This window comes from Pimelobacter sp. 30-1, assembly GCF_018831735.1.
Classification (GTDB): Bacteria; Actinomycetota; Actinomycetes; order Propionibacteriales; family Nocardioidaceae; genus Nocardioides.
The window spans coordinates 255,542-280,119 of the sequence record NZ_NHTS01000005.1; the positions used below are offsets into that span (position 1 = coordinate 255,542).

Annotated in this window: 23 protein-coding genes and 1 riboswitch; of the genes, 14 read left to right on the top strand and 9 right to left on the bottom strand. The window is 71.5% G+C overall.

What is annotated here, in order from left to right; all coding sequences use genetic code 11:
• Nucleotides 1–75: 75 nt before the first annotated feature.
• Both CCO04_RS12600 and pdxY read right to left on the bottom strand, forming a co-directional pair.
• Nucleotides 76–1,452: a helix-turn-helix transcriptional regulator gene (locus CCO04_RS12600; protein ID WP_215814487.1), complete on the bottom strand. Its 1,377-nt coding sequence runs from the start codon at nucleotides 1,450–1,452 to the stop codon at nucleotides 76–78.
• Nucleotides 1,453–1,538: 86 nt separating this feature from the next.
• Complete coding sequence (gene pdxY / locus CCO04_RS12605) at nucleotides 1,539–2,402, bottom strand: pyridoxal kinase PdxY (protein WP_215814488.1); 864 nt, start codon at nucleotides 2,400–2,402, stop codon at nucleotides 1,539–1,541.
• 143 nt (nucleotides 2,403–2,545) lie between these two features.
• On the opposite strand from pdxY, the gene CCO04_RS12610 reads away from it, so the two are divergent.
• The 3 genes from CCO04_RS12610 (at nucleotide 2,546) to CCO04_RS12620 (ending at nucleotide 6,380) form a co-directional block, all read left to right on the top strand.
• Nucleotides 2,546–4,201 (top strand): GMC family oxidoreductase, encoded by a 1,656-nt coding sequence (locus CCO04_RS12610; RefSeq protein ID WP_215814489.1) that lies wholly within the window; start codon nucleotides 2,546–2,548, stop codon nucleotides 4,199–4,201.
• Nucleotides 4,198–5,757, top strand: a complete 1,560-nt coding sequence (locus CCO04_RS12615; RefSeq protein ID WP_215814490.1) for a succinic semialdehyde dehydrogenase — start codon at nucleotides 4,198–4,200, stop codon at nucleotides 5,755–5,757. Before CCO04_RS12610 ends, CCO04_RS12615 begins: the two co-directional genes overlap by 4 nt.
• A 95-nt stretch (nucleotides 5,758–5,852) precedes the next feature.
• Complete coding sequence (locus CCO04_RS12620; protein WP_215814491.1) at nucleotides 5,853–6,380, top strand: hypothetical protein; 528 nt, start codon at nucleotides 5,853–5,855, stop codon at nucleotides 6,378–6,380.
• Nucleotides 6,381–6,389: 9 nt separating this feature from the next.
• Here the strand turns inward: CCO04_RS12620 and CCO04_RS12625 are convergent, their stop codons facing one another.
• From CCO04_RS12625 to CCO04_RS12650, 6 genes are all read right to left on the bottom strand, one after another.
• Nucleotides 6,390–7,181: a dioxygenase gene (locus tag CCO04_RS12625; protein WP_252373159.1), complete on the bottom strand. Its 792-nt coding sequence runs from the start codon at nucleotides 7,179–7,181 to the stop codon at nucleotides 6,390–6,392.
• 42 nt (nucleotides 7,182–7,223) lie between these two features.
• On the bottom strand, nucleotides 7,224–7,922 hold the full coding sequence (locus tag CCO04_RS12630; protein WP_257752234.1) for a uracil-DNA glycosylase: 699 nt from the start codon (nucleotides 7,920–7,922) through the stop codon (nucleotides 7,224–7,226).
• A 330-nt stretch (nucleotides 7,923–8,252) separates the two neighbouring features.
• Entirely contained in the window at nucleotides 8,253–9,719 is a 1,467-nt protein-coding gene (locus tag CCO04_RS12635; RefSeq protein ID WP_215814492.1) for an aminotransferase class V-fold PLP-dependent enzyme, read from the bottom strand.
• The gene (locus tag CCO04_RS12640; protein ID WP_215814493.1) at nucleotides 9,706–11,031 is read right to left on the bottom strand and encodes an MFS transporter; all 1,326 of its coding nucleotides are present in this window, start codon (nucleotides 11,029–11,031) and stop codon (nucleotides 9,706–9,708) included. Before CCO04_RS12640 ends, CCO04_RS12635 begins: the two co-directional genes overlap by 14 nt.
• Complete coding sequence (locus CCO04_RS12645) at nucleotides 11,028–12,212, bottom strand: alpha/beta fold hydrolase (RefSeq protein ID WP_215814494.1); 1,185 nt, start codon at nucleotides 12,210–12,212, stop codon at nucleotides 11,028–11,030. Before CCO04_RS12645 ends, CCO04_RS12640 begins: the two co-directional genes overlap by 4 nt.
• 28 nt (nucleotides 12,213–12,240) lie before the next feature.
• A complete protein-coding gene (locus tag CCO04_RS12650; protein WP_215814495.1) occupies nucleotides 12,241–13,677 on the bottom strand; it encodes a trehalose-6-phosphate synthase in 1,437 nt (478 codons plus the stop codon).
• A 307-nt stretch (nucleotides 13,678–13,984) separates the two neighbouring features.
• Between CCO04_RS12650 and CCO04_RS12655 the strand changes: the two genes are divergently transcribed.
• The 11 genes from CCO04_RS12655 (at nucleotide 13,985) to CCO04_RS12705 (ending at nucleotide 23,698) form a co-directional block, all read left to right on the top strand.
• Nucleotides 13,985–14,494, top strand: coding sequence for a hypothetical protein (locus CCO04_RS12655; RefSeq protein WP_215814496.1), 510 nt, complete (start codon nucleotides 13,985–13,987; stop codon nucleotides 14,492–14,494).
• Nucleotides 14,495–15,086: 592 nt separating this feature from the next.
• Nucleotides 15,087–16,340 carry a hypothetical protein gene (locus tag CCO04_RS12660; RefSeq protein WP_215814497.1) on the top strand — a complete coding sequence of 418 codons (1,254 nt, stop codon included), beginning with the start codon at nucleotides 15,087–15,089 and terminating at the stop codon, nucleotides 16,338–16,340.
• A gap of 187 nt (nucleotides 16,341–16,527) precedes the next feature.
• The gene (locus CCO04_RS12665) at nucleotides 16,528–16,878 is read left to right on the top strand and encodes a hypothetical protein (RefSeq protein ID WP_215814498.1); all 351 of its coding nucleotides are present in this window, start codon (nucleotides 16,528–16,530) and stop codon (nucleotides 16,876–16,878) included.
• A gap of 4 nt (nucleotides 16,879–16,882) precedes the next feature.
• Entirely contained in the window at nucleotides 16,883–17,674 is a 792-nt protein-coding gene (locus CCO04_RS12670) for a trypsin-like serine protease (protein WP_215814499.1), read from the top strand.
• A 374-nt stretch (nucleotides 17,675–18,048) separates the two neighbouring features.
• Entirely contained in the window at nucleotides 18,049–19,299 is a 1,251-nt protein-coding gene (locus tag CCO04_RS12675; RefSeq protein WP_215814500.1) for a sensor histidine kinase, read from the top strand.
• A 2-nt stretch (nucleotides 19,300–19,301) separates the two neighbouring features.
• Nucleotides 19,302–19,946 carry a response regulator transcription factor gene (locus CCO04_RS12680; protein ID WP_215814501.1) on the top strand — a complete coding sequence of 215 codons (645 nt, stop codon included), beginning with the start codon at nucleotides 19,302–19,304 and terminating at the stop codon, nucleotides 19,944–19,946.
• Nucleotides 19,947–20,021: 75 nt separating this feature from the next.
• Nucleotides 20,022–20,324: a DUF3263 domain-containing protein gene (locus CCO04_RS12685; RefSeq protein ID WP_215814502.1), complete on the top strand. Its 303-nt coding sequence runs from the start codon at nucleotides 20,022–20,024 to the stop codon at nucleotides 20,322–20,324.
• A 31-nt stretch (nucleotides 20,325–20,355) separates the two neighbouring features.
• Nucleotides 20,356–20,910, top strand: coding sequence for a LytR C-terminal domain-containing protein (locus CCO04_RS12690; protein WP_215814503.1), 555 nt, complete (start codon nucleotides 20,356–20,358; stop codon nucleotides 20,908–20,910).
• Between the two features lie 85 nt (nucleotides 20,911–20,995).
• Nucleotides 20,996–21,847, top strand: a complete 852-nt coding sequence (gene otsB, locus CCO04_RS12695) for a trehalose-phosphatase (RefSeq protein ID WP_215814504.1) — start codon at nucleotides 20,996–20,998, stop codon at nucleotides 21,845–21,847.
• An 80-nt stretch (nucleotides 21,848–21,927) separates the two neighbouring features.
• A riboswitch (SAM riboswitch) is annotated at nucleotides 21,928–22,074 on the top strand.
• Between the two features lie 9 nt (nucleotides 22,075–22,083).
• Nucleotides 22,084–23,373 (top strand): threonine synthase, encoded by a 1,290-nt coding sequence (gene thrC / locus CCO04_RS12700; protein ID WP_215814505.1) that lies wholly within the window; start codon nucleotides 22,084–22,086, stop codon nucleotides 23,371–23,373.
• 46 nt (nucleotides 23,374–23,419) lie between these two features.
• On the top strand, nucleotides 23,420–23,698 hold the full coding sequence (locus tag CCO04_RS12705; protein WP_215814506.1) for a MoaD/ThiS family protein: 279 nt from the start codon (nucleotides 23,420–23,422) through the stop codon (nucleotides 23,696–23,698).
• Nucleotides 23,699–23,707: 9 nt separating this feature from the next.
• Here CCO04_RS12705 and CCO04_RS12710 read toward each other — a convergent pair whose 3' ends face one another.
• Nucleotides 23,708–24,565 carry a helix-turn-helix transcriptional regulator gene (locus CCO04_RS12710; RefSeq protein ID WP_215814507.1) on the bottom strand — a complete coding sequence of 286 codons (858 nt, stop codon included), beginning with the start codon at nucleotides 24,563–24,565 and terminating at the stop codon, nucleotides 23,708–23,710.
• Nucleotides 24,566–24,578: the final 13 nt, after the last annotated feature.

Below are 24,578 nucleotides of genomic sequence, written 5' to 3' on the forward strand. Positions count from 1 at the left end.
AGTGGTGAGGCCTCTCCGGCAAGATCCGGACGGGCGTCCGGATTTTCGGCCGTCCTCTGCCGCTCGGCGCGTCGCTCACGCCGGCGCCCGCGGCCCCGTGGGGCCGGCGGGCGCGTGGTGGAGGATGGCCAGCCCGGTCGCGGCGCCGGCGTGCCGGTAGGCGTCGCGCGAGGCGTCGCTGTCGCCGAGCTCCTCGAGCATCGAGCCGAGCTCGAACCACAGCTGGGCGGTGCTGGCCGCGTCGCCGGCCCCGCGCAGCGCGTCCGCTGCCCGGGTCACGCTCGCGTGGGCGGCCTCGGACTGCTGGGTGCGGAGCCGGATCTCGCCGACGAGGAGGTGCCGGGTCGCGGCGAGCGCGGGGGTGAGGCCTTCGCCCTCGTCCTTGGTGTCGCCGGCGTCGAGGAGCGCGAGGGCGGTGTCGAGCTCGCCGTCGAGCAGGAGCGCCCGGGCCAGCGAGAAACGGACGGCGGCCGCCTCGTTGCGGTCGGCGCCGGCGGTGGTGAGCATCCGGGTCGCGGTCTCCAGGGAGGCGCGGGCGGTCGGCAGGTCGGGGCGCTCGGCGGCGAGCAGGAGGTGGCCGGTCGTGGCGTGGTAGCGCGCCGCGGTGATCTGCTGGTCGGCCGCCTCGCTGACCCGGCGGGCGCTGGACGCGTACGCCGCGGCGAGGTTGACGTTGTTCTTCTCCAGGGCGGCGGCGCTGGCCCGGTAGTACACGGTGGCGAGGGCGAGCCCGGCGTCGTCGGGTGCGGGGGAGACCCGCCGGCAGGTGGCGACGGCGAGGTCCTGGTCGCCGCGGGCGCGGTGCGCGAGCGCGAGCGAGGTGGCCAGGCCGAGTGCGTGGTGCCCCTGGACGACGTCGTCGGCCTCGAGGACGGCGAGCGCCTTCTCGCCCAGGCCGACCGCGCCGGCGGTGTCGCCGGCCTCGACGTACAGGCCGGTCAGCGCGACCGCCGCGTCGAGCCAGCGCCGGGCGGTGACGTCGCCGTCGACGATGACCTCCAGGCCGGCGATCGCCGCGTCGAGGTCGCCGCGTGCGTGCTCGGCGAGCGCGGTCAGGTAGCGGACCTTGGCGGCCACCTCGGAGCCGGTGCTGTCGTCGAGCGCGCGGCCGGCCTCGTCGAGCATGGCGAGCGCGGTGGTCGCGTCCCCGTGCTGGATCTCCCAGGCGGCGTGGTCGAGCCGGATCCGCAGCTCGGCGTACCGGTCCCGGCTCAGGCCGAGCAGCAGCTGCTCCAGCGTCACGTCGGCCTTGGCGGCGAACGCGACGATCAGGCGCAGGTCGGGCCGGCGCTCGCCCGACTCGATCCGGGAGAGGTACGCCGTCGAGGCCTCGGGGGTGGCGAGCTGGCCCTGGGTCAGGCCGGCGGCGACCCGCGCGGCCCGGATCCGTCTGCCGAGCAGGACCGGATCGATCGTGCGGCTGAGCTCCGCGAGTTCAGGTAGGACGTCCATGTAACATATTGTGTCCCGAGCGGGCACGTGATGAACCTGTGAAGATTCTAAAAATCTTCCGTCACCTGTCGTGACGCGTAGGGCGCTCAGCGCAGGCGGGTGACCTCGAACCGCTCGTCCGGGTGCGCGATCGCCTCCTGGGCCGCGATCAGCCGCAGCTCCCGCTCGCCCGAGTCGAGGGTCGCCTGGAGCACGTCGAAGACCGACGCCGTGGTCCGGGCCAGGGCCAGCGCGGGCGAGCCCGAGGTGTGCAGGTGGGCGGTGAAGAGGGCGGCGGTGATGTCGCCGGAGCCGTTGGCCTTCATCGGCAGCCGCGGCGTGCGCACCGACCAGGCGCCCTCGCCGGTCACCGCGATCATCTCGATGACGTCGTCGGGGGCGCCGGCCCGCTCGACGGAGGTGACGAGGACGGTCGAGGGGCCCATCGCGCGGGCCGCGTCGGCCGCGTCGAGGATCGCGTCGAGCGGCGCGGGCTCGCTGAGCGCGTCGCGCCCGGTGAGGAAGCCGAGCTCGAACTGGTTCGGGGTGAGGATGTCGGCGACCGGCACGACCTGCTCGCGGATGATCGGCGGGATCTCCGGGTTGACGAAGCAGCCGGACTTGGCGTTGCCCATCACCGGGTCGCAGGTGTACGTCGCCGCGGGGTTGGCCGCCTTGACCCGGCGCACCGCGTCGACGATCACCGAGGCGACCGCGGGGGAGCCCTGGTAGCCGGAGAGCACCGCGTCGCAGGTCGCGAGCACGCCGCGCTCCTCGATCCCGGTGATCACCTCGCGCACGTCGTCCGGGTCGAGCAGGGGGCCGCGCCAGGCGCCGTACCCGGTGTGGTTGGAGAAGTGGACGGTGAAGACCGGCCACACCTCGTGTCCCAGACGCTGCAGCGGGAAGACCGCCGCGGAGTTGCCGACGTGGCCATAGGCGACCGAGGACTGGATGGACAGGATCCGCACCCGGTCATCTTCGCAGCCCGGGGCGCGCGGGGCGAAGACCGCGAACACGAAACCCTTTCGTGACGAAACTAGAACGCGTTACAGTGACCTCGCCGGGTGTCCCCCTGACCGCCCGGGCCCCCGAGGACGAAGGATGGGAAGCGATGGCCAAGCGCGCGCCGTACAGCAACGAGGCCGACTACGTGGTGGTCGGCTCGGGCAGCTCCGGGTCGATCGTCGCCGGGCGGCTCGCCCAGTCCGGCGCGAGCGTGATCCTCATCGAGGCCGGCAAGTCCGACGACAAGGGCATGCACGGCTACTTCACCAAGAAGCCCGGCATGATCGGCCCGATGCACTCCGAGCCCAAGCTCGAGAAGCTCTTCGACTGGGGCTACCGCTCGGTCCCGCAGCCCGGTCTCGACGGACGCCGGATGCCCGCCCCGCGCGGCAAGGTCGTCGGCGGCTCGAGCTCGGTCAACGGCATGGTCTACGTGCGCGGCAACCGCGCCAACTACGACTCCTGGGCGGCCGAGGGCAACACCGGCTGGGGCGCGGACGAGGTCAACGCGGCGTTCAAGCGCTACGAGGACTTCGAGGACGGCGAGAACGCCTACCGCGGCGCGGGCGGGCCGATCAAGATCACCCGCAACAAGACGCCGCAGGAGGGCACCCTCCAGTTCATCCAGGCCACCGCCGACACCCTCGGCGTCAAGGTCCTCGACGACTACAACGCAGCCGAGCAGGAGGGCATCGCGCGGATGCAGCAGAACACTGCTGACGGCCTGCGGTACTCGTCCTCGCGCGGCTACGTGCACCACCTCGCCCCGCGGACCCTCGAGCTGCAGACCGAGGTGCACGTCGCCAAGGTCGTCATCGAGAACGGCCGCGCGACCGGCGTCGAGGTCATCGACCAGGGCAAGGGTGGCGGCACCCGCCGGTTCATCAAGGCCGGCAAGGAGGTCATCCTCTCCGCCGGCTTCGCCAACACCCCGCAGCTGCTCATGCTCTCGGGCGTGGGCCACGCCGACCACCTCGCCAGCGTCGGCATCGACTGCGTCGCCGACCTCCCGGTGGGCGACAACCTGCACGACCACCTGTTCCACCCGATGTCGTTCCACGTGCCGAGCGTCCAGTACCGCGGCAACGCCTGGACGTTCTTCAAGGGCATGGCCAAGGACCTGACCCGGGGCGGCTCGTTCCTCGACAACTCGGTCTTCGAGTCGGTCGGCTTCGTGCGCACCTCGCAGGCCACCGACATCCCCGACCTGCAGCTGCACATGCTGCCGTGGGCGTACCCGAGCCCCAACCAGGACGAGCCGATCCGGCACATCCCGGACGGGCGCCCGTCCCTCACGGTGTTCTCCACGCTGATCTACCCCAAGAGCCGGGGCACGCTGCGCCTCGCCTCGGCCGACCCGACGGCCGCGCCGCTCATCGACTACGGCTTCTTCACCGACCCGCACGACGTCGAGGTGCTCGCCGAGGGCACCGAGATGATCCGCGAGATCATGGCGTCCGCGGCCTTCGGCGGCGGGGTCAAGGAGGAGATCCACCCCGGGCCGTCGATCCCCAACGGCAAGGAGCTGCGGGTCGCGCTCAAGAACCGCTCGACGTCGGTCTACCACGGCGTCGGCACCTGCCGGATGGGCATCGACGAGCGCGCCGTCGTCACGCCGGACCTCAAGGTCCGCGGCATCGAGGGCCTGCGCGTCGCGGACGCCTCGATCATGCCGAGCATCACCGGCGGCAACACCAACGCGCCGTGCTACATGATCGGTGAGAAGGCCGCCGAGATCATCCTGGGCGGCGTCAAGTGGTGAGCACGACGCGCCCCGCCTCGGTCACCGACGAGCTGCTCGAGCGCCTCGTCGCCCGCGTGCCGGGCCGCACCGGCGCGACCTGGAAGCTGACCGAGGTCTACACCGGCGAGGTCCTCGTCGAGCTGCCGCAGTCGACCCCCGAGGACATCGAGGACGCCTTCGCCCGGGCCCGCGCCGCCCAGGCCCTGTGGGCCCAGTGGCCCGTCGCCAAGCGGCTCGAGGTCTTCGACCGCGCACACACGCTGCTCGTCGACAACGCCCACCGCACCGCCGACCTGATCCAGGTCGAGAGCGGCAAGAACCGGCGGATGGCCATCGAGGAGACCTGCGACCCGCCGATGGTGATGTCGTACTACCTCAAGCGCGCCAAGAAGCTGCTCGCGCCCAAGAAGCACGGCGGCCCGGTCCCGGTCGTCTCAGGCTCCACCGAGGTGCGCGTGCCCAAGGGCGTCGTCGGCATCATCGCGCCCTGGAACTTCCCGTTCGCGACGGGCCTGTCCGACGCGATCCCCGCGCTGATGGCCGGCAACGCCGTCGTCGTGAAGCCGGACAACAAGACCGCCCTGTCGCCGCTCTTCGGCATCTCGCTGCTCGAGGAGGCGGGCCTCCCGAAGGGCCTGTTCCAGGTCGTCTGCGGCGAGGGCCCGGACATCGGCCCGACGCTGATCGACAACGCGGACTACATCATGTTCACCGGATCCACCGCGACCGGCCGGGTGATCGGCGAGCGCGCGGGCCGCAACCTCATCGGCTGCTGCCTCGAGCTCGGCGGCAAGAACCCGATGATCGTCCTCGACGACGTCAACGTCGAGGAGTGGGTGGACAGCGCGACGTTCGGCGTCTTCGGCAACACCGGCCAGATCTGCATGCACATCGAGCGGATCTACCTCCCCGAGAGCCGGTACGACGAGCTCAAGTCGGCCTTCGTGGACCGGGCGTCGAGCCTGGCCATCGGGGCGGCGTACGACTTCGGGCCGGAGATCGGCTCGCTGGTCAGCCCCGACCACCGCGACCGCGTCGCCTCGCACGTCGAGGACGCCGTCGCCCAGGGCGCCACCGTCCTCACCGGCGGCCGCTCCCGCCCCGACATCGGCCCGGCCTTCTTCGAGCCGACCGTCCTGGAGGGCGTCACCAAGGACATGCTCGCCGGCCACACCGAGACCTTCGGCCCGGTCGTCGCGCTCTACCCCTACCGCACCGTCGACGAGGCGATCCACCTCGCCAACGACACCGACTACGGCCTCAACGCCTCGGTCTGGAGCGGCGACATCGCCCGCGCGGAGGCGGTGGCCGAGCGGATCGACTCGGGCAACGTCAACATCAACGACGCGCTCGCGACGGCGTACGCCTCGAAGGGGTCGCCGTCGGGCGGCGTCAAGAACTCCGGCGTCGGCGCCCGCCACGGCGACCAGGGCCTGCTGAAGTACACCGACGCCAAGAACGTCGCGGTGCTCAAGAAGCAGGTCATGGGGCCGCGGCCGGGGCAGGGCTACGACGCGTACGTCAAGCAGATGCTGAGCTCGCTCAAGCTGATGCGCAGGCTGCGGGTGCGCTAGCCGGCGGCGAGGAAGCGGCGAGGAAATCGTCGTCCTGCGCACCATCGACGCCGATCGGTTGACGCGAGCACGGGGCCTTCGCAGCATGGCTGTCCATGGGCCGGGTGATCGCAGGCGTCGTCGCGCTCGTCCTGCTCGCCGGCTGCGCCGGCGGTGCCGGGAGCGGTGGGGGCAGGGAGCAGGCGCGGTCGACCGCGCCCACGGGCTCGGCGCCCGCGGGCTCGGCGGCGCCGACGAGCACGGCGCCCTTCGACTACTGTGCCGAGGCGCGTGAGTTCTCCACGCGGTTCGGTGGGCTGTTCCTGGTCCCGATGCTGAGCGATGCGGCGGCGGCCGAGGAGGGTTTCAGGGCCCTCGCGACCCGGTCGCCGCGGCGGATCCGCGACGACTGGCGGCGGGTGGCGCGGAGCTTCGGCCACCTGGTCGACGGGCTGCGGCGCAGCGGGCTGGCGCCCGAGCGGTTCGTGGCGGCATCCCGGGGTGACCACGCCGGGCTGACTCCCGCGCAGGTCCGGGCGGTCCGGCGGGACCCCGCGGACCGGGCCGCGGTGGCGGCCGCCGAGCAGCGGGCGGTCGACGATGTCGTGCGCGTGTGCGGCGTGAACCTCTACCGGAGGTCCTGAGCGGGCGGCTCAGGCGACCTGGAGCGACCGCTTCGACAACCCCATCCAGAACCCGTCGATCACCTGGTTGCCGGGCTCGGTGGGGTCGCTGGCCGCCCCGAGCGTGACGAACAGCGGCGTGTAGTGCTCGACGGTCGGGTGGGCGTAGGGCATGCCCGGCGCCTTCGACCGGTACGACGCCAGCTCGTCCACGTCGCCGCGCGCCATCGCCTCGCCGGCCCAGGCGTCGAAGTCGGTCGACCAGCCGGGGGCGTCGGCGTCGATCTGCCACGAGGTGAGGAACGGCAGGCCGTGGGTGAGGAAGCCGGAGCCGATGATGAGGACGCCCTCGTCGCGCAGCGGCTTGAGCCGGCGGCCGATCTCCATCAGGCGGCCCGGGTCGTGGGTGGGCAGCGACATCTGGAGGACCGGGATGTCGGCGCCGGGGTACATGATCTTGAGGGGCACCCAGGCGCCGTGGTCGAGGCCGCGCGAGGCGTGCTGGTGGACCGGTTCGGTGCGGGGCATCATCGCGGCGACGCGGGCGGCCAGGGCCGTGGCGTCGGGGGTCTCGTAGGTCATCTGGTAGTACTTCGGCGCGAAGCCGCCGAAGTCGTAGACCAGCGGTGCGCCGCTCGCGGTCAGCGACAGCGGCGCGGACTCCCAGTGCGCGCTGACGATGAGGATGGCCTTGGGCCGCGGCAGGTCGCCGGCCCACGCCGCGAGCTGGCTCGACCAGAGCGGGTCGTCGAGGAGCGGGGGAGCGCCGTGCCCGATGTAGAGGGCCGGCATCCGGGTGCTGCTGGTGTCCGTCATCGTCATGTCCACCTCAATAGTTGAGACTTCAACTATATTCCGCGGAGGTCAGGCCGGCAAGGTCCAGTCGACCGGCTGGCCGCCGCGCTCGGTGAGCAGGGCGTTGACCCGGCTGAAGGGGCGGGAGCCGAAGAAGCCGCGGTGCGCCGCGAGGGGCGACGGGTGCGGCGACTCGACCCAGGGGATCGGGCCGAGGTGGGCCTTGAGCGTCTGGGCGTCCTTGCCCCACAGGACGGCCGCGACCGGGGCGCCCGCCTCGGCCCGGCGCACGACGGCCTGGATGGCGGCCGCGGTGACGTGCTCCCAGCCCTGGTTGCGGTGCGAGCCGGCCACGTTGGGGCGCACGGTGAGGACCCGGTTGAGGAGCATCACGCCCTGCTCGGTCCACGCGGTGAGGTCCCCGTGCGCCGGAGGTACGACGCCCACGTCGTTCGCGAGCTCCTGGTAGATGTTGCGCAGGCTCGGCGGCAGCGGCCGGACGTCGCGGTCCACCGCGAAGGACAGCCCGATCGGGTGCGCCGGGTTGGGATAGGGGTCCTGGCCCACGATGAGCACCCGCACGCTCGCCAGCGGCGCCCGGAAGGCGCGGAAGACGTTGTCGCCGGCCGGTTGGTAGCCGTGCCCCGCGGCGTTCTCCTCGCGGAGGAACTGGCCCAGCGCCGTGACGCGGTCCTCGACCGGCGCCAGCGCCTCGGCCCAGTCGGCGGCCATCAGGCCCTGGTCGACGAGATTGCTGAGAGCACCCACGGCCGGACTCTAGTGCGCCGTGAGGCGCATGGTCCCCCCAGACCCACCCTCCCGTGCGAGAGGCCGGCCGTGGTGCTGCTCCCTGCATCGGCCGTTCGGCCGGGGGCGCCCCTCTCCCTCCCAGGGGCGCCACCTCCGGCTTCACGGCGTAGCTCCGACGCGGATCTCGAGCCCGTACTGGTCCTCCGGGGGCACACCCGGCTTGGGGTGCCGGACCCGGTGGGGCTCCCTCCAGCGGATTTCGAGGTCCGCGTCGGTAAGGAAGAATCTACGGATCCGGACCAGGGCCGGGAATCGGGTACGCGGCCGGGACCTGTTAGTCCTTTGGGACTATGTCCCGGTGGCGAACGGTCCGCCGGGCGCCTCGCCGAAGGGCGTCGCCGGGGGCCGGGCGAGCCGGTCCAGGAAGGCGACGAGCACGGCCTCGCGCAGCGCCGGGGGTGCGACGTCGAGCAGGGCGTTGACGGGCGCCATCCGCTCGGGCAGGCCGAGGTCGCCGTCGCCGTCGGCGAGCCCGCCGGCGGCGAGGAGCATGTCGAACTCGTCGTCGCCGAGCGTCGCGGCGTCGATGCTGCGGAGCAGGTCGGCCACGCCGGGGTCGACGACGACGGGGCCGGCGTCGCGGGCGGCGGCGACCGCTTCGGCGAGCGCGGCCACGAAGGCCGCGCCGTCGGTGGCGGCGCTGATCGCGACGTGGAGCGAGGGCGGCTGCCCGTCGTAGGAGAGCTGGGGCTGGACGAACCAGCCGCGCTCGGCCATCTCGTCGCAGACCGTGAAGACGTCGAGCGGCCCATCGGCCGTCGCCGCGACGAGGGTGGACTCGGGGGCGGCGACGAGGGCGAGCCCGTCGAGGGCGTCGATGCCGGCCGCGACCGTGTCGGTCGCGGCGAGCGCGCGGCGGGTCAGGTCGAGGTAGCCGTCGTGCCCGATCGCCCGCACGGTCGCCCAGGCGCCCGCGACCGGCCCGCCCGAGCGGGTGGACTGGAGCGTCGGGTTGAGCATCGTGTAGCCGGGCCAGCCCGCGTGCGCGAAGTACTGCGGACGGCGCAGCGCGGGCTCGCGGTGCAGGAGCAGCGAGGCGCCCTTGGGGGCGTAGGCGTACTTGTGCAGGTCGGCCGAGATCGACGTGACGCCCTCGACCGCGAACGTCCACGGCGCGACCGGGCGGCCGAGCCGGGCGGCGTAGGGGAGCACCCAGCCCCCGATGCAGGAGTCGACGTGGCAGCGCACCCCGCGGGCGGCGGCCGCGGCGGCGATCGCGGGGACCGGGTCCACCACCCCGTGCGCGTACGACGGCGCGCTGGCCACGACCAGGACGGTGGTGTCGTCGATGGCGGCGGCCATGGCCGCGGCGTCCGCGCGGTGGTCGGCGCCGGTGGGGACCACGACGACCCGGACGCCGAAGGCGTGCCCGGCCTTGTGGAAGGCGGCGTGCACGGTGTCGGCGACGACGATCGACGGGTCGGTGACCTCGGGCCGGGCGTCGCGGGCGCCGAGCACCGCGAGCAGGCACGACTCGGTACCGCCGGAGGTGATCGTGCCGACCATCGTGTCCGGCCCGTCGACGAGCTCGCGCGCGAACGCGACGAGGTCGTTCTCCATGGTCAGCAGGCTCGGGAAGGCGGTGGGGTCGAGGCCGTTGCTGCCGGCGAACGCGGCGACCGCGTCGCGGGCCAGCGCGTCGACCTCGGCCAGGCCGGCGTCGTAGACGTAGGCGAGGGTGCGGCCGCCGTGCACGGGCAGGTCGCCCTCGCGCAGCGCTTCGAGCCGGGCGCGGATCTCGTCAGGCGTGGGCATCGGTCCGGTCGACCTCTCTCTCGTCGAGGGCATAGCCGCGCAGCCACCAGAGGCTGGCGAGCACGAGCAGGGCGGGCAGCAGCGAGAACCCGAGGGTGATCGCGGTGACCGCGGAGTCCGGCTGGACGACGCCGCCGGAGTCGCTGGAGCGGTAGGAGCCGAGCGCGAGGACGACGGCGAACAGGCCGGGTCCGAGCGCGAGGCCGAGGGTCTCGCCCGCCGTCCAGACGCCGGTGTAGACGCCCACCCGCGACGAGCCGGTACGACGGGCGTCGACCGCCGCGGCGTCCGGGAGCATCGCCATCGGGAAGACCTGCACGCCGGCGTACCCGACGCCGACCAGGCCGACCGCGGCGAACACCACGGGGGCCGGCGCGTGCCCGGCGAGGACCGCGAGCGCGGCGCCGGTCGCGAGCACGAGCGAGGACGCGACATAGCCCTGCTTCTTGCCGATCCGGCGCCCGACCGCGGCCCACGCGGGGGTGAGCAGGAGGGCGGGACCGACGAAGCAGACGAAGAGGATCGTCGAGGCGCCGTCCTTGTCGAGCACGTCGCCGGCGAGGTAGTCGACGCCGGCGAGCATGCAGCCGGTGGCGAGCGCCTGGAGCACGAAGGTGACCAGCAGCAGCCGGAAGTCCCGGGCCGCGGCGACGAGGCGGAGCTGGTCGCGCAGCGTGCCGGGGCCGGGCTCGACGACGCCGATGCGTGCGGCACGGGTGCCGCGGTAGGCGAGGAGCGCGCCGGTCAGGATGATCGCGGCCATCGCCAGGCCCATCACCCGGTAGCCGTCGCGACCGCCGATCGCGTCCCGGATCGCCGGGGCGCTGGCGCCGGCCAGCAGGATCGTGAACGCCAGGATCGCGACCCGCCAGGTCATCAGGCGGGTGCGCTCGTCGTAGGAGTCGGTCATCTCGGCCGGCATCGCGACGTAGGGCACCTGGAAGAATGCGTACGCCGTCGCGCAGGCCAGGAAGGCGACCAGGACCCAGATCGCGTCGAACACCTGCGAGCCGAGGTCGGGCCCCGCGAAGAGCAGCGCGAAGCAGACCGCGAGCACCAGGCCCGCCCGCAGCAGCCAGGGCCGGCGCGGCCCGCGCGGGTCGGTGGTGCGGTCGCTGATCCGGCCCGCGATCGGGTTGAGGACGACATCCCAGGCCTTGGGCAGGAAGACGATCGCGCCCGCCAGCAGGGCGGGGACGGCGAGCGTGTCGGTCAGGTAGGGCAGCAGCATCAGCCCCGGCACGGTGCCGAACGCGCCCGTGGCGACCGACCCGGCGCCGTACCCGACCCGGACGTTGCGGGGGAGGGTCACTGCGACAGCGCCCGGGAGGCCGCCGAGGAGTGCCGCCGCTTGCGGCTCGTGCCGATGGAGGACTCGGGGGCGGTGCCGCCCGACCACTGGGTGATCCACTCGTCCATCGCGAGCCAGGTGGTCCGGCGCGCGGCCCGGCCGGTGAGCATGCCGAGGTGGCCGCCCGGCACGACCTCGAAGCGGACCTCGGGCGACTTGGTCAGCAGCGGTACGACGGCCCGGACCGCCCCGACCGGAGCGATGCCGTCGGTCGCGCCGCCGAACACCAGCACCGGCACCGTGATGTCGGCCAGGTCGATGGTCCGGTCGTCGAGCTCGAAGGTGCCGCTGGCGAGCTGGTTGCCCTTGGCGAAGCGGTGGTAGAGCTGCCCGAAGGTGCGGCCCGGGTAGGCGATCATGTTGGACGTGAAGTGGTCGACCGCCTCGACCTGGGCGAGGAACTCGCGGTCGTCGACATGGGTCGCGAGCGCGATCGGCTTGGTCACGAGCTTCTGGAACGCCGTGAGCTGGAAGGCCCACTTCACCAGGGGCTTGGGCGCCCCTCCGAGCATCTGGTAGCCCTTGGTGATCGGGCCGTTGCCGTTGAAGAGGTTGAGCAGCGGGCGGAACGGCGCCAGCAGCGGCACCAGCGACACGTCGATCGGTGAGCCGACCACGGTGAGCGAGGCGACGGGGAGGTCGCCGGAGCGCTCGTCGGCGAGCGTGAGCATCGAGAAGATGCCGCCCAGCGACCAGCCGATCACGTGCACCGGGCGCCCGCCGGCGTGCTTCGAGACCTCGCGGATCGCGGTCGGGACGACCTCGTCGATCCAGTGCTCCATGCCGAGGTTGCGATCGCGGAACGACACCTCGCCGTACTCGACGAGGTAGGTGGGACGGCCCTCGGTCACGAAGTGCTCGACCAGCGAGCAGCCGCGGCGCAGGTCGTAGCAGCTCGACGGCGCGGCCAGCGGCGTCACCAGCAGGACCGGGTCGCCCTGCTCCTGCACGTGCCCGGCCGGGCGGTAGTGGTAGACCTCGCGCAGCGTGCCGTCGTCGATGAGCGTGCGCGGCATCGGCCGCAGGTCGGCCACGCCGCCGTAGAGCAGCTTGTGGGCGACATTGCTCGCGGCGGCCACGACCTGGTCCGGGGCGGGGAGCAGGCCGGCTCCGGGCAGGGAGCGCACGGGCACCAGATCCATGTCCGAACGCTACCGCGCGTCCGTGGGTTCAGGAGCGTGTTGCTGGTCGCACCGTCTTGGAGTGGCCCTGCTGGCCGTCGTCCTCGAGCTCGGTCATGAAGCTGTCGGCCCAGGCCTTCACGTCGTGCTGCGCGATCTGGCGGCGCATCGCCCGCATCCGGCGGGTGAGCTCCTTGGGGTCGGCGCTGTAGGCCTCCAGCAGCGCGGCCTTCATGCCGTTCATGTCGTAGGGGTTGACCAGCCAGGCCTGGCGCAGCTCGTCGGCGGCGCCGGCGAACTCGCTCAGCACGAGCGCGCCGTCCTCCTCGGTGCGGCAGGCGACGTACTCCTTGGCGACGAGGTTCATGCCGTCGCGGTAGGGGGTGACGACCATGACGTCGGCGGCGCGGTAGAGCGCGGCCATCTCCTCGCGCGGGTACGACGTGTGGAGGTAGCTGACCGCCGGGCGGCCGATCCGGCCCAGGTCGCCGTTGATCCGGCCGACCAGCCGCTCGATGTCGTCGCGCAGGTTGCGGTAGTGCTCGACCCGCTCGCGCGAGGGGACGGCGACCTGGACGAACACGGCGTCCTCGACGGTCAGGTCGCCGTCGCTGATCAGCTCGCCGAACGCGCGCAGCCGCGCGTAGATGCCCTTGGTGTAGTCGAGCCGGTCGATGCCGAGGAAGATCCGGCGCGGGTTGCCGAGCGCCTCGCGGATCGCGGCGGCCCGCTCGACGACGGCCTCGGACGAGGCCAGCTCGGCGAAGCCGCCGGCGTCGATCGAGATCGGGAAGGCCGCGGCGCGCACGGTGCGGCCGTCGGGCAGGTAGACGAGGTCGCGGTGGGTCTTGTGGCCCACGCGCTGGCGGACCAGGCGGATGAAGTTCTGCGCGGCGCCGGGGAGCTGGAAGCCGACCAGGTCGGCGCCGAGCAGGCCCTCGAGGATCTGGCGGCGCCACGGGAGCTGCTGGAAGAGCTCGGCGGGCGGAAAGGGGATGTGCAGGTAGAAGCCGATCCGCAGGTCCGGCCGCAGCTCGCGCAGCATCTGGGGCACCAGCTGCAGCTGGTAGTCGTGGACCCACACGGTCGCGCCCTCGGCGGCGAGCTCGGCGGCGCGCTCGGCGAAGCGGCGGTTGACGCGGACGTAGGTGTCCCACCACTCGCGGTGGAACTCCGGCTTGGCCACGACGTCGTGGTACAGCGGCCACAGGGTGCCGTTGGAGAAGCCCTCGTAGTGCTCCTCGATCTCCTCGGCCGTCATCGCGAGCGGCACCAGGTCGAGGTCGTCGACCTTGAACGGCTTGAACTTCTGGGTCCCGCCGGGCCAGCCGATCCACACGCCGTCGTGCGCCCGCATGACCGGCTCGATGGCGGAGACGAGGCCGCCGGGGGAGCGCCGCCAGGCGCTCTTTCCCTTGGCGTCGGTGACGCGGTCGACGGGCAGGCGGTTGGCGACGATCACGAGGTCATGGCCCACGTCGCCCACCCTAGGGGGTCCGGCCCACTCGGCCGCGGAAAGCGACGTACCTCGGGGCGATCACGCCTCGTCGGGCGCGAACCGGAGCCCGTCGGTGTTGCTCGCGAGCACGACGGTCTCGGTCCGCCGGGCCCCGAGCCGTCGGGCCTCCGCGAGCTGGTCAAGAGACCGATCGCATTCGTGGGATCTTGCGCATCCCGATAGGCGAGTCGGAGCGACATCACGCACGCTGCTGTCATCGATCGCGACGTGTGGAATCTGCCGCGCAGGGCTGGTCTCCGAGTCTGTCCGGAGGCAGGGCAAAGGAGGTCTGCTGGTGCCGAAAATGAGCTACCGATGCGCGCCTGTGGCCGGCCGCCCCGACCGCGGAGGCTTGTCCGTCGCGCGTCACGCGCTTGACCAACTGGTCGCACACATCGTGGTCGAGTGCCTCACAGACACGACCTCTGTCCCTGAAGTGAGCGAGGCCGGTATCGGCACCGCAATGGGGTGCATCGTCGAGGCCAGGACCCGACTCGAAGACCTTGCCCGCGACTATGGATCCCGACTGTCGAGCCGAGCCGAGTACCACGCAGCACGCACGGCCGCTCAGAACTCCGTACACGACGCCGAACTCGCCCTCGGGAAAGCCAACCGCACCTTCGGCCCGCAAAGGGCTCCCATCGGCGACGGAGGGGCTCTCCAGCACGCCTGGCACGAGGTCTGGACGATTCCCCAGAAGCGAGCGGTCCTCGCCGCACTCGTCGACACGCTGGTCGTACATCCCGACCCGAACGCTGTGCCCCAGTTCCGCCCCGAGCGAGTCGAACTCACCCTCAGGGCATGAGTCAACTCCCTTGAAATCGAGATGGCTCAGTCTGCCTCAGGCTTTGTGAGAACGCAGAGCTTCGCGAGCGCAACCGGATCGGCGACCCCGACCGGAACTCCTGAGCGGCGGCAAACCTCGCGCACCCATACGCGGCGTCGAAGTCGCGAGGCAGGGCCGAGCAGCTCCATCGGCGGCCAGCGGACGCGGCTCGGACTGCTCCGGCACACACTCAGCACGCGGCAGAACCGGCGACACCTCGCTCTGCCCTGAGCTGCTGCTTGGCCGAAATCACCATGATGAGCAGGTGCGCCCCTCCTCGCACGAAGTCGGCTGCCGGGAATGCGACTGCGGCGCACCTGGGCTCCGCCCGCTCGCGCGTTTGCGCGAAATCGTCGTTTCGCGCACGCACTCCGCGGCGCCCATGGGCGAAGTGCTCGCCAAGACCGATGCTTCTCCCGGATCCCCTTCGGAGGCGATCACCTGTAGGGGGTGCTGGTGCGCCGCCCTTTCGGGTACCCACAGAGTTCGGGGTTGCTATGCCGTGTACGTATTCCAGCCATCGATGTGAGCGCGCCCGATGATCCGCCGGGTGGCCGCAACTATCGGCCTTGTGGCGAGCACGCTGGCGGTTTCACCCTCGGTGTCTCCTGCTTCAGCTGCTCCTGGTCCTGGTCTCGTCATCGCCACCGGCAAGGTGGTGGATGCTCTTGGCGTCGCCGTTCCGCAGGCGGAGGTTGCGCTGCAGATGTGGCCGAGCAATGACACGCTGGCAGCTGCTGGAGAAGGCGATCCGGTCAACCTGGTCACCGTAGCGTCGGCCAGCACGGACGCGGTCGGCAACTTCGAGTTGAAGCTCCCGAGCATTGCGGATCTTCAGTCGGGCGCCGGCGGGGACAACATCGTTGACCTGTCTCTCACGACTACGACACCGGACGGCACGTCGAGCAGCTTCGCCTTCTCGCGGCGCCTGGTGAACACCGACGTCTTGGGCCTCACCATCGAGGCGGCAGTCGATCCAGAGATGCCTTCGAACCTGGTCAGCGACCTCATTGCTGGTTTGACCCAGCAAGTGGTAGTTCCGCTGACAGGCCTCGTCTTGGGGGAGAATGCGTTGGGCGGCAGGCTCCGGGACGTTCTGCCGAGTGAAACGGTTCCGGAGAATCTCCTGCCCGAGGACGAGGTCGTGCCGATCGAGGAGGACGCCATCGTTCCCAAGAACTGTTCAACCACTGTGGCGAAGGATCTCGGCCAGCGGGTTACCGAGGTGAACGCGGCCGGCGTCGGTTGGGCGGGCGCAACGACCGACTTCGAATACACCAACGGGGCGACGTCGACTCTCGGGGTTGCTGTGTCCGTGAACGGCACCATGGGGAGCTGGTCGGCTGGCGGCTCGTCGTCGTTGCAGAAGCAGGTGGACTCCACGAGCACCGTGGGCTTCCCGGTCAAGAGCACCGGGTACTGGCACCGCAAGACGTACTTCCGCTACAAGTCCTACAAGATCGAGTGCTGGTACTCCGCCTACGGTGTGGTCAAGCGGACGGTCCGTTACGAGGCGCGCCCCAGCAACTTCGTCGGCGGCGCGACGACGGTGGGAGTGGCGACGCCGCCCACGCCGCCACGAGGCAACTGCGCACCTCAGGAAGCCGGAAGCCGGTTCGCCCGGAGCAGCTCGACGGCGACCACCTGGTCCAACGGCGTCGCCCTCAAGAACGTGTTGGGCGTCGATCTCTCCTCGCGAACTGGCTACTCCAAGACCGCCAAGATCACGATCGAGTACACGAAGGCCGGTTGGATCTGTGGCACTCAGGGCGACCCGGGCGACACCCCTAGGACTCTCATTGCTCGCAAGAATCGTCCGTCCTAGTCGCGCGGCTCGTGGGGGCGCCGCCACCTTCGGCGCCCTCACTTTCCTCGTTGCCTGCTCCGCCTCGCCTAGCACCGACGGCCCACCCGAAATCGGTGGGCCGATCAGTTCGAGCCCCGACGTTGGGGCTGTCTGCCTTCAGGTCCGCCCTGGAGAGCCGCACGACTTCACACTCGGGTTCAACATCGTGATCAACAAGGGCACCAAGCCTGTAGAGATCGGCGACGTCGAACTCCTCGACGCCCACGACCTGTCGATCACGAAGGCATGGGTCGCAGTCACGGATGCTGCAATCGGCAACCACAGCAGATTCCCACCGACCCGAAAAGCAATGAAGGCCTCCGATCTTGACTGGGCTAGCCGCGCCGACCTTCCGGGAGCTACCGCAGAACCAAACGTTCGCTACAACCTCATCCTCCAAGTGACCGCCACCAGCCGATTCCCCGCAGCAGCGGGGATTCGCTTCACCTACGCCGCCGAAGGCGAGAAGCACGCTTGGCAGACGAACATCGGATTCACCGTCGAAGATCCTTGCTAGGCAGATGCCGAAAACCGAGACCCGGGTTCTTGCCGCTCTCCTTTCGATCGCACTTCTAGCAGGCTGTGCGTCCGATTCCACCTCCCTCGGAAACAGACACCGGGAGACAACTGCCGAAGAGGCAAAGGCTTCTTCGGCAGTTGTCGCACTCGTCAGCCACGCCTCGCCCTCGCGGGATCTCTTTGGCGGTTTTCGCTGTGCAGGAGTGCTGGTCGCTCCAACGGTGGTCTTGACGGCGCGCCATTGCGTGGCCGGACTGAGCGCCGATCAACTGGACGTCGTCGTCAATCCAGTCGATCTCTGCGGGCCAGATCCTGAGAACGAGATGCGGAGCCCGATCCGGGAAATTCGCCCGACCGCAGATATCGACCTGGCTGTCGTGGTGATGCGCAGCAGCGCTACTACCAGCCCTGCCCGTATCGCCTCGGTCTTGCCCGACGCACGAGCACAACTGGTGGCCGTCGGATGGGGACGACAAGCAATGACCGCGCCCTGCCAGCGCTCGGCCACCGGCCTCTCCTTCGCGCCAGCGGCTGATTGCGCGAGGGCCATCTCGCACCTTCCTCGTCAGGCACGCCGCTGGCAGCTCTGCGCACTTCCCACCTCGGACCAGAACACCTGCACAGGCGACTCCGGCGGCGGCCTTTTCGACGTCTCCCAGGCCAAGCCGCTCCTTGTAGGGATCACGAGCGCGGGCGTGGGAGGATGCGAACCAGACGACGTCGGACTCTACATCCGGGTGGACACACTCGAAACCCAAGTCACTCGACTCAATGAGGCGGTCAACAGGCGCTGACCGTGGTCTCGCTTGACTCATGACCGTGGCAGGCGCCGCCTTTGTCATCATCGTCGCGGAGATTGCTCCCGGTGAAGTGTTGCCCGCCTTGAAGTCGTTGATGGCCGCGACGGCGATGGCCTGCGGCACGAAGCGACCCCGGGCGCCGAGAAGAGAAGACCGGCCAGTACAGGCCTGCCTGCGTACATGCTCGCATTTGACCTCGGCCGGCCCGTCTCCGGTGAGGACTCGCGCATCTGTTCCCGATCGAGCACACATCAGAGCTGTTCGAGATGCTTACCCTCTCCCTCGCCGACCACCCCAACTACGCAGCACTCTCGACTGTCGGGCTGGCTGGATGGTCGGCGCGTCCGCGCATCCCTAGCGTGGTCGCCATGAACCCCCTGCGTCGCGTCTTCGTCGACACCGCCTACTCGCTGTCGGCGTTCCTGCTCGCGATCCCCGCGCTCGCACTCGTCCTCGCTGGGATCGCCGGCGGGCTCGGGTCGATGGTCGTCGCCGGGCTGGGGCTGGCGATCCTCGTCGGCACGGCGTACGTCGCCCGCGGGTTCGCGCACGTCGAGCGGCTCCGGCTCGCCGGAATGCTCGGGGTCGAGGCGCCGCAGCCGTCGTACCTGCGGGGGGATCCGGAGGACGGCGGCGTGCGCCGCTTCCTCGCGCCGCTGCGCGACACCCAGTCCTGGCTGGAGATCCTGTGGTGCGTGGTCGGGTTCGCGACCGCGTGCTTCGCGTTCGCGCTGACGATCGCGGTGTGGGCGGCGGTGCTGGGCGGGCTGACCTACTGGTTCTGGCAGCGCTACATCCCGTTCGACGACGCGGACAACGTGACGCTCGCCGAGATCCTCGGGCTCGGGCACGGGCGCACGCCGGAGTCGCTGCTCTACCTCGGGATGGGCGTGGTGGCGCTGCTCGCGCTGCCGTTCGTGCTGCGCCTGGCCGCGGCGACCCACGCCGGCACCGCACGGGTGCTGCTGTGCAGCCGCGCCGAGCTGCTCGACCGGATGGAGGTCATCGAGGAGAGCCGGGCGTCCGCGCACCGGGCCGAGGCGCAGTCGCTGCGCCGGCTGGAGCGCGACATCCACGACGGGCCGCAGCAGCGGCTGATCCGGCTCGGCATGGACCTCGGCCGGGCCCGGCACCAGCTCGCCGACGACCCGGCGACCGCCGCCGAGACGATCGACTCCGCGGTGGCCCAGACCCGGGCGGCCGTCGAGGAGCTGCGCGCGCTGTCCCGCGGGATCGCCCCGCCGCTGCTTGTCGACCGGGGTCTCGCCGCCGCCGTCGAGGAGATGGCCGCGGGCCAGGCGTTCCCGGTGGGCGTCGCGATCGACGTCCCCCGCGAGCTGCCGGTCGCGGCCGAGACGGCCGCCTACTTCGTGGTCGCCGAGGCGCTGACGAACGTCGCCAAGCACAGCCAGGCGAGCCGCGCGCAGGTCGCGGTGCACCAGCAGGACGGCGCCCTCGTGGTCACCGTGGACGACGACGGGCGGGGCGGCGCGTCCGTCGCGCCCGGTCGGGGGCTGGCCGGGCTGCGCGAGCGGCTCGCGGGTGTCGAGGGCCACCTGGAGGTCGCCTCGCCGGAGGGTGGTCCGACGCGGCTGCTCGCCGTCGTGCCACTGTCGTGAGCATGAGGATCGTGGTCGCCGACGACTCCGTGCTCCTGCGCGAGGGGCTCCAGCTGCTGCTCGCGGAGGCGGGGCACGAGGTGGTCGCGGCGGTGGCCGACGGTCCGTCGTACGTCGAGGCGATGCTGGCGCACCGCCCGGACCTGGGCATCGTCGACGTCCGGATGCCGCCCAGCCACACCGACGAGGGGCTGCGCGCCGCGGTCGCCGTACGGCGGGCGTGGGGGGAGGCCCGGGTGCTCGTCCTCTCGCAGTACGTCGTCGTCTCCTACGCCGACGACCTGCTGGCGACGGGGGAGGCCGGGGTCGGCTACCTGCTCAAGGACCGGGTCAGCGAGGTCGGCGAGTTCCTCGCCTCGCTCGCCGAGGTCGCCGGCGGCGGCACCGCGCTCGACCCGCTCGTGGTCCGCCAGCTCGTCGAGCGGCGCGGCGACCCGGTGCGCGCCCTCACACCCCGCGAGCGCGACGTCCTCACCCTGATGGCCGAGGGCCGCTCCAACGCCGCCGTGGCCGAGGCGATGACGGTGACCCTCGGGGCCGTCGAGAAGCACACCCAGCGGATCTTCGCCAAGCTCGGTCTCCCGCCCGACGACGACCAGTCCCACCGCCGCGTGCTGGCCGTGCTGCGCTTCCTGCGCGCCGAATGACATCGATGTGATTCGCGGGTTAGAGTGTGACCTGCAGAGTTGTCGAGATCGCCACCGTAGCGTCGAGGAGACCGCATGAACGCCGAGCGCAGCCCTCAGGAGGGCGCCGCCAGCGCGGCCGCTCCCGGAAGCCTGAGCGACCGCGACCGCGCCATCCTCGAGTTCGAGCGCCAGTGGTGGAAGTACGCCGGCGCCAAGGAGAGCGCGGTGCGCGAGCAGTTCGACATGAGCGCCACCCGCTACTACCAGGTGCTCAACGCCCTGATCGACCGTCCCGAGGCGCTCGCGGCCGACCCGCTGCTGGTCCGCCGGCTGCGCCGCCTCCGTTCCCAGCGGCAGCGCCAGCGTTCGGCGCGGCGCCTGGGCTTCGAGATCTGACCCCGCCCGGCCCACACAGAGAGAGGCGGCCATGACCTTCCCCACCTGGCCCTCCACTCGCACCCCGAACCAGCGCGGCGCCGTCCTGCCGTCGCCCGTGGTGCTCCTCAGCATCGTCGCCGTCGCGCTCGCCGCGATCGCCTTCGTCGCCACCCGCGGCGACCAGGCCCCCGAGCGCGACATCACCGCCACCAAGGCGGCCGCGACGCCCACCGACAAGGGCACCGGCTCGACCGGCGCCACCGACGGCGCCACCGACCCCTCGGACGAGCCGACCACCGAGAAGCCGAAGCCCAAGCCCGTCGTCCGGGCCGACCACCAGGTCGTCGTCTTCAACAACACCCGCATCCGCGGCCTCGCCGGCCGGGTCTCCGAGCGGGTCAAGGAAGCCGGCTGGACCGTCGCCGCCGCCGACAACTGGTACGGCACCGTGCCCGGCACCACCGTCTACTACCCCCAGGGCAAGAAGGCCGCGGGGCGCCAGCTCGCCCTCGACCTGGGCATCGCCCGGGTGCTGCCGGCCGACACCGACAGTGACATGAGCTCGACCAACCTGACCTTGATCCTGACCGGCGAGCTGGACTGACTCACCTGGCCGGAGGGGGTCGGCGCCACCCACCCGTTCACATGCCCGTCACCTGCCGTCGCAGGCGACGTGATGGGATGGAGCCGTGAGGTTCCCGACGCCCGAGGGCCAGGACCGGTACGACGCCATCGTGCGCGTCGCGCCACGCACGGTCGTCGGCCTCGACTTCGACGGCACCCTGTCGCCGATCGTCGAGGACCCCACCCAGGCGCACATCCACCCCGACGCCGCGCAGGTGCTGGTCGAGCTGGCCCAGGAGGTCGCCGCGATCGCGGTGATCACCGGGCGCCCGGCGCGCCAGGCGCTCGACCTCGGGGGTCTCGAGCAGGTCGGTGACGCGCTCGAGGCGGTCGGCAAGGAGCTCTTCGTCTTCGGCCAGTACGGCAACGAGCGGTGGAGCTCGGGGCGGCGCCGGATCATGGGTGGGCGGCCGCCGCGCGGGCTGGCGACGTTCGAGCGGGACCTGCCGCGGGCGCTGCGGACGGCCGGGGCGGCCGACGCCTACGTCGAGGACAAGGGGCTCGCGGTCGCCGTGCACACCCGGCGGCTGGCCGATCCCGACGAGGCCTTCGACCGGCTGCTGCCGCCACTGCGCGAGCTGGCGCACCGGCACGGGCTGGTGCTCGAGCCGGGGCGGGCGGTGATCGAGGTCCGCTCGCCGGGCTCGCACAAGGGCATGGTCGTCGACCGGTTGGCCGCGGTGCTCGACGCCGAGGGCTTCCTGTTCGCCGGCGACGACCTGGGTGACGTCGAGGCCTTCGAGGCGGTCGCCGGGCTGGAGCAGCAGGGCCTGGCCACGCTGCGGGTCTGCTCGGCCTCGAGCGAGGAGAGCGCGCTCATCGCCCTCTCCGACGTCGTCGTGCGCGGACCGGAGGGGGTCCTCGACCTGCTCCGGACGCTGGCCGGCGACGCCCGCGAGCGCCGTACGACGGCCTAGCGGTCTCGCTATCTGGACGCTGGTCTCATCATCCGGAATCTCGATTGGGAGTGGGGGGTCACCCACCCCTAGGCTGTGCGTGCTCATCCAGAGGGACTGAGGGAACGGCCCTGAGAAGTCCCGGCAACCGCCGCGAACTCCCGTCAGCGCCTGCGTCATGCAGGAGCCGGCGTCGCGGAAACGGTGCCAAATCCGACCCGCGCGAGAGTCGCCGGGACAGATGAGAAGGAGGACCTATGAGCGCCGTTGTGACCGAGTCGCCTGAGACGACCGAGACGCCCACCCAGCCCGGACTGCGCGACGGCGCCTTCGGCAACGCCACCTCGCTGTCGTGTCGCGAGTGCGGCCACCTGGTCGCGCTGGGCCCGTTCTACGCCTGTCCGGAGTGCTTCGGCCCGCTGGAGATCACCTACGACTTCCCGCAGGTCACCCGCGAGGAGATCGAGGCCGGCCCACGCAACATCTGGCGCTACAAGGCGCTGCTGCCGGTGCCCACCGACATCGAGACCAGCCCCAACACCGAGCCCGGCTTCACCCGGCTGCTCGCCGCCGACAACCTGGGCCGCGAGCTCGGCATCGCCAAGCTCTGGGTCAAGGACGACTCGACCAACCCGACCAACTCCTTCAAGGACCGGGTCGTGGCCTGCGCGCTGAGCGCGGCCCGCGAGCTGGGCGCGACGACATTCGCCTGCCCCTCGACCGGCAACCTCGCCAACGCCGTCGCCGCGGCCGGCGCCCGGGCCGGGATCAAGACGGTCGTCTTCATCCCGAGCAACCTCGAGACGCCCAAGCAGGTCAACTCCGCGATCTTCACCGAGAACCTCGTCGCCGTCGACGGCAACTACGACGACGTCAACAAGCTCGCCTCCGAGATCGCCGGCGAGGAGGAGGGCTGGGCGTTCGTCAACGTCAACGTCCGTCCCTACTACGCCGAGGGCTCCAAGACGCTGGGCTACGAGATCGCCGAGCAGCTCGGCTGGCGCCTGCCCGACCAGGTCGTCATCCCGGTCGCCTCCGGCTCCCAGCTCACCAAGGTCGACAAGGCCTTCCAGGAGCTCATCAAGCTCGGCCTGGTCGAGGACAAGGCCTACCGGATCTTCGGCGCCCAGGCCACCGGCTGCGGCCCGGTCGCCACCGCCTACAAGGCCGGTGTTGACGCGATCCGCCCGGTCAAGCCCGACACCATCGCCAAGAGCCTCGCGATCGGCAACCCCGCCGACGGCATCTACGTCCTCGACATCGCCCGTCGTACCGGCGGCGCGGTCGAGGAGGTCACCGACGACGAGATCCGCGAGGGCATCGTGCTCCTCGCCCGCACCGAGGGCATCTTCACCGAGACCGCCGGCGGTACGACGACCGCGGTCACCAAGAAGCTCGTCGAGACCGGCCAGCTCGACCCGAACCTCGAGACGGTCATCATCAACACCGGGCACGGCCTCAAGACCCTCGACTCGATCTCCGGTCAGGTCGGCCCGGCCGCGACCATCGCTCCGAGCTACGACGCCTTCAAGGCGACCGGTCTCTGAGCCTCCACCCCCGAACCGCCACCCGAGCAGCAGAAGAGAGCCCGTCATGAGCGTCCGCGTCCGGATCCCCACCATCCTCCGCACCTACACCGGTGGCGACTCCGAGGTCAGCGCCGAGGGCGCCACCCTCGCCGAGGTGCTCGACAACCTCGACGCGACCTTCGCGGGCATCAAGGGCCGGATCCTCGACGAGGACGGCAAGCTGCGCCGCTTCGTCAACGTCTACGTCAACAACGACGACGTGCGCTTCGAGCAGGACCTGGCCACCCCGACGCCCGACGGCGCCGAGGTCTCGGTCATCCCCGCCGTCGCCGGCGGCTGCTGAACCTGCGGCTCAGCTGGCCTGAGCGTCGACCGCCCGGTGCGCATGGCGCCCGGGCGGTTCGCCGTACTCACGGGTGAACGCGGCGACGTACGACGACGCGGTCGCGTAGCCGACGCGGTGGGCGGTCTCGGTGACCGACCACCGGCTCAGCATCGCGCGGGAGGCCTGGAGCCGGGTCCGCGTGCGCCAGGTCGAGAACGACAGGCCGTAGACCCGCTCGAACTCGCGCTGCAGCGTCTTGGGGCTCACGTGCAGCCGCTCGGCCCAGCCGGGCAGGCTGGTCCGGTCCGCGGGGTCCAGGGCCAGCGCCCGGGCCACCGCTCCGGCGGGGCCGAGCTCGGCCGAGCCGTAGCCGATCGGGTCGGCGGGGGAGGCGGCGAGCTCGGTGAGCAGGACGCCGCGCGCGGCGAGTCCGGCCCGCTCGTCGGTGCCGGGGCGCACCAGCCGGGTGACCGCCTCGACCGCGGCGGGCGACATCGTCAGCACGGTCGCCTCATGCCGGACCAGCTCGTCGGGCGCACGTCGTACGCACAGGCGTACGACGGTCTGCACCTCCAGCGCGGTCACCTCGGCGACCACGCCTTGGCGCACCCACACCGCACTGGTCGGTCCGGCGAAGGCGGCGGTACCACCGCGGCCGACCGCGAGGACGCCGTCGGGCGACCAGTAGACCTGGTGCACGAAGTCGTTGCGCGACTCGGGGAAGTCGGTGACCACGCCGCCCGTGGGCGGGTAGCGCAGCGCGAGGATGCCGTCGGGCGGGCCCAGCCCGTAGGGGAACTCCTCGACCACCGCGCCGCCGGCCTGGGTCGCGGTGACCGCGGGGCCGGGCCGCGCGGCGGCGGGTTCCTGTCCTCTGCGCGTCATCATCTGACTCCTT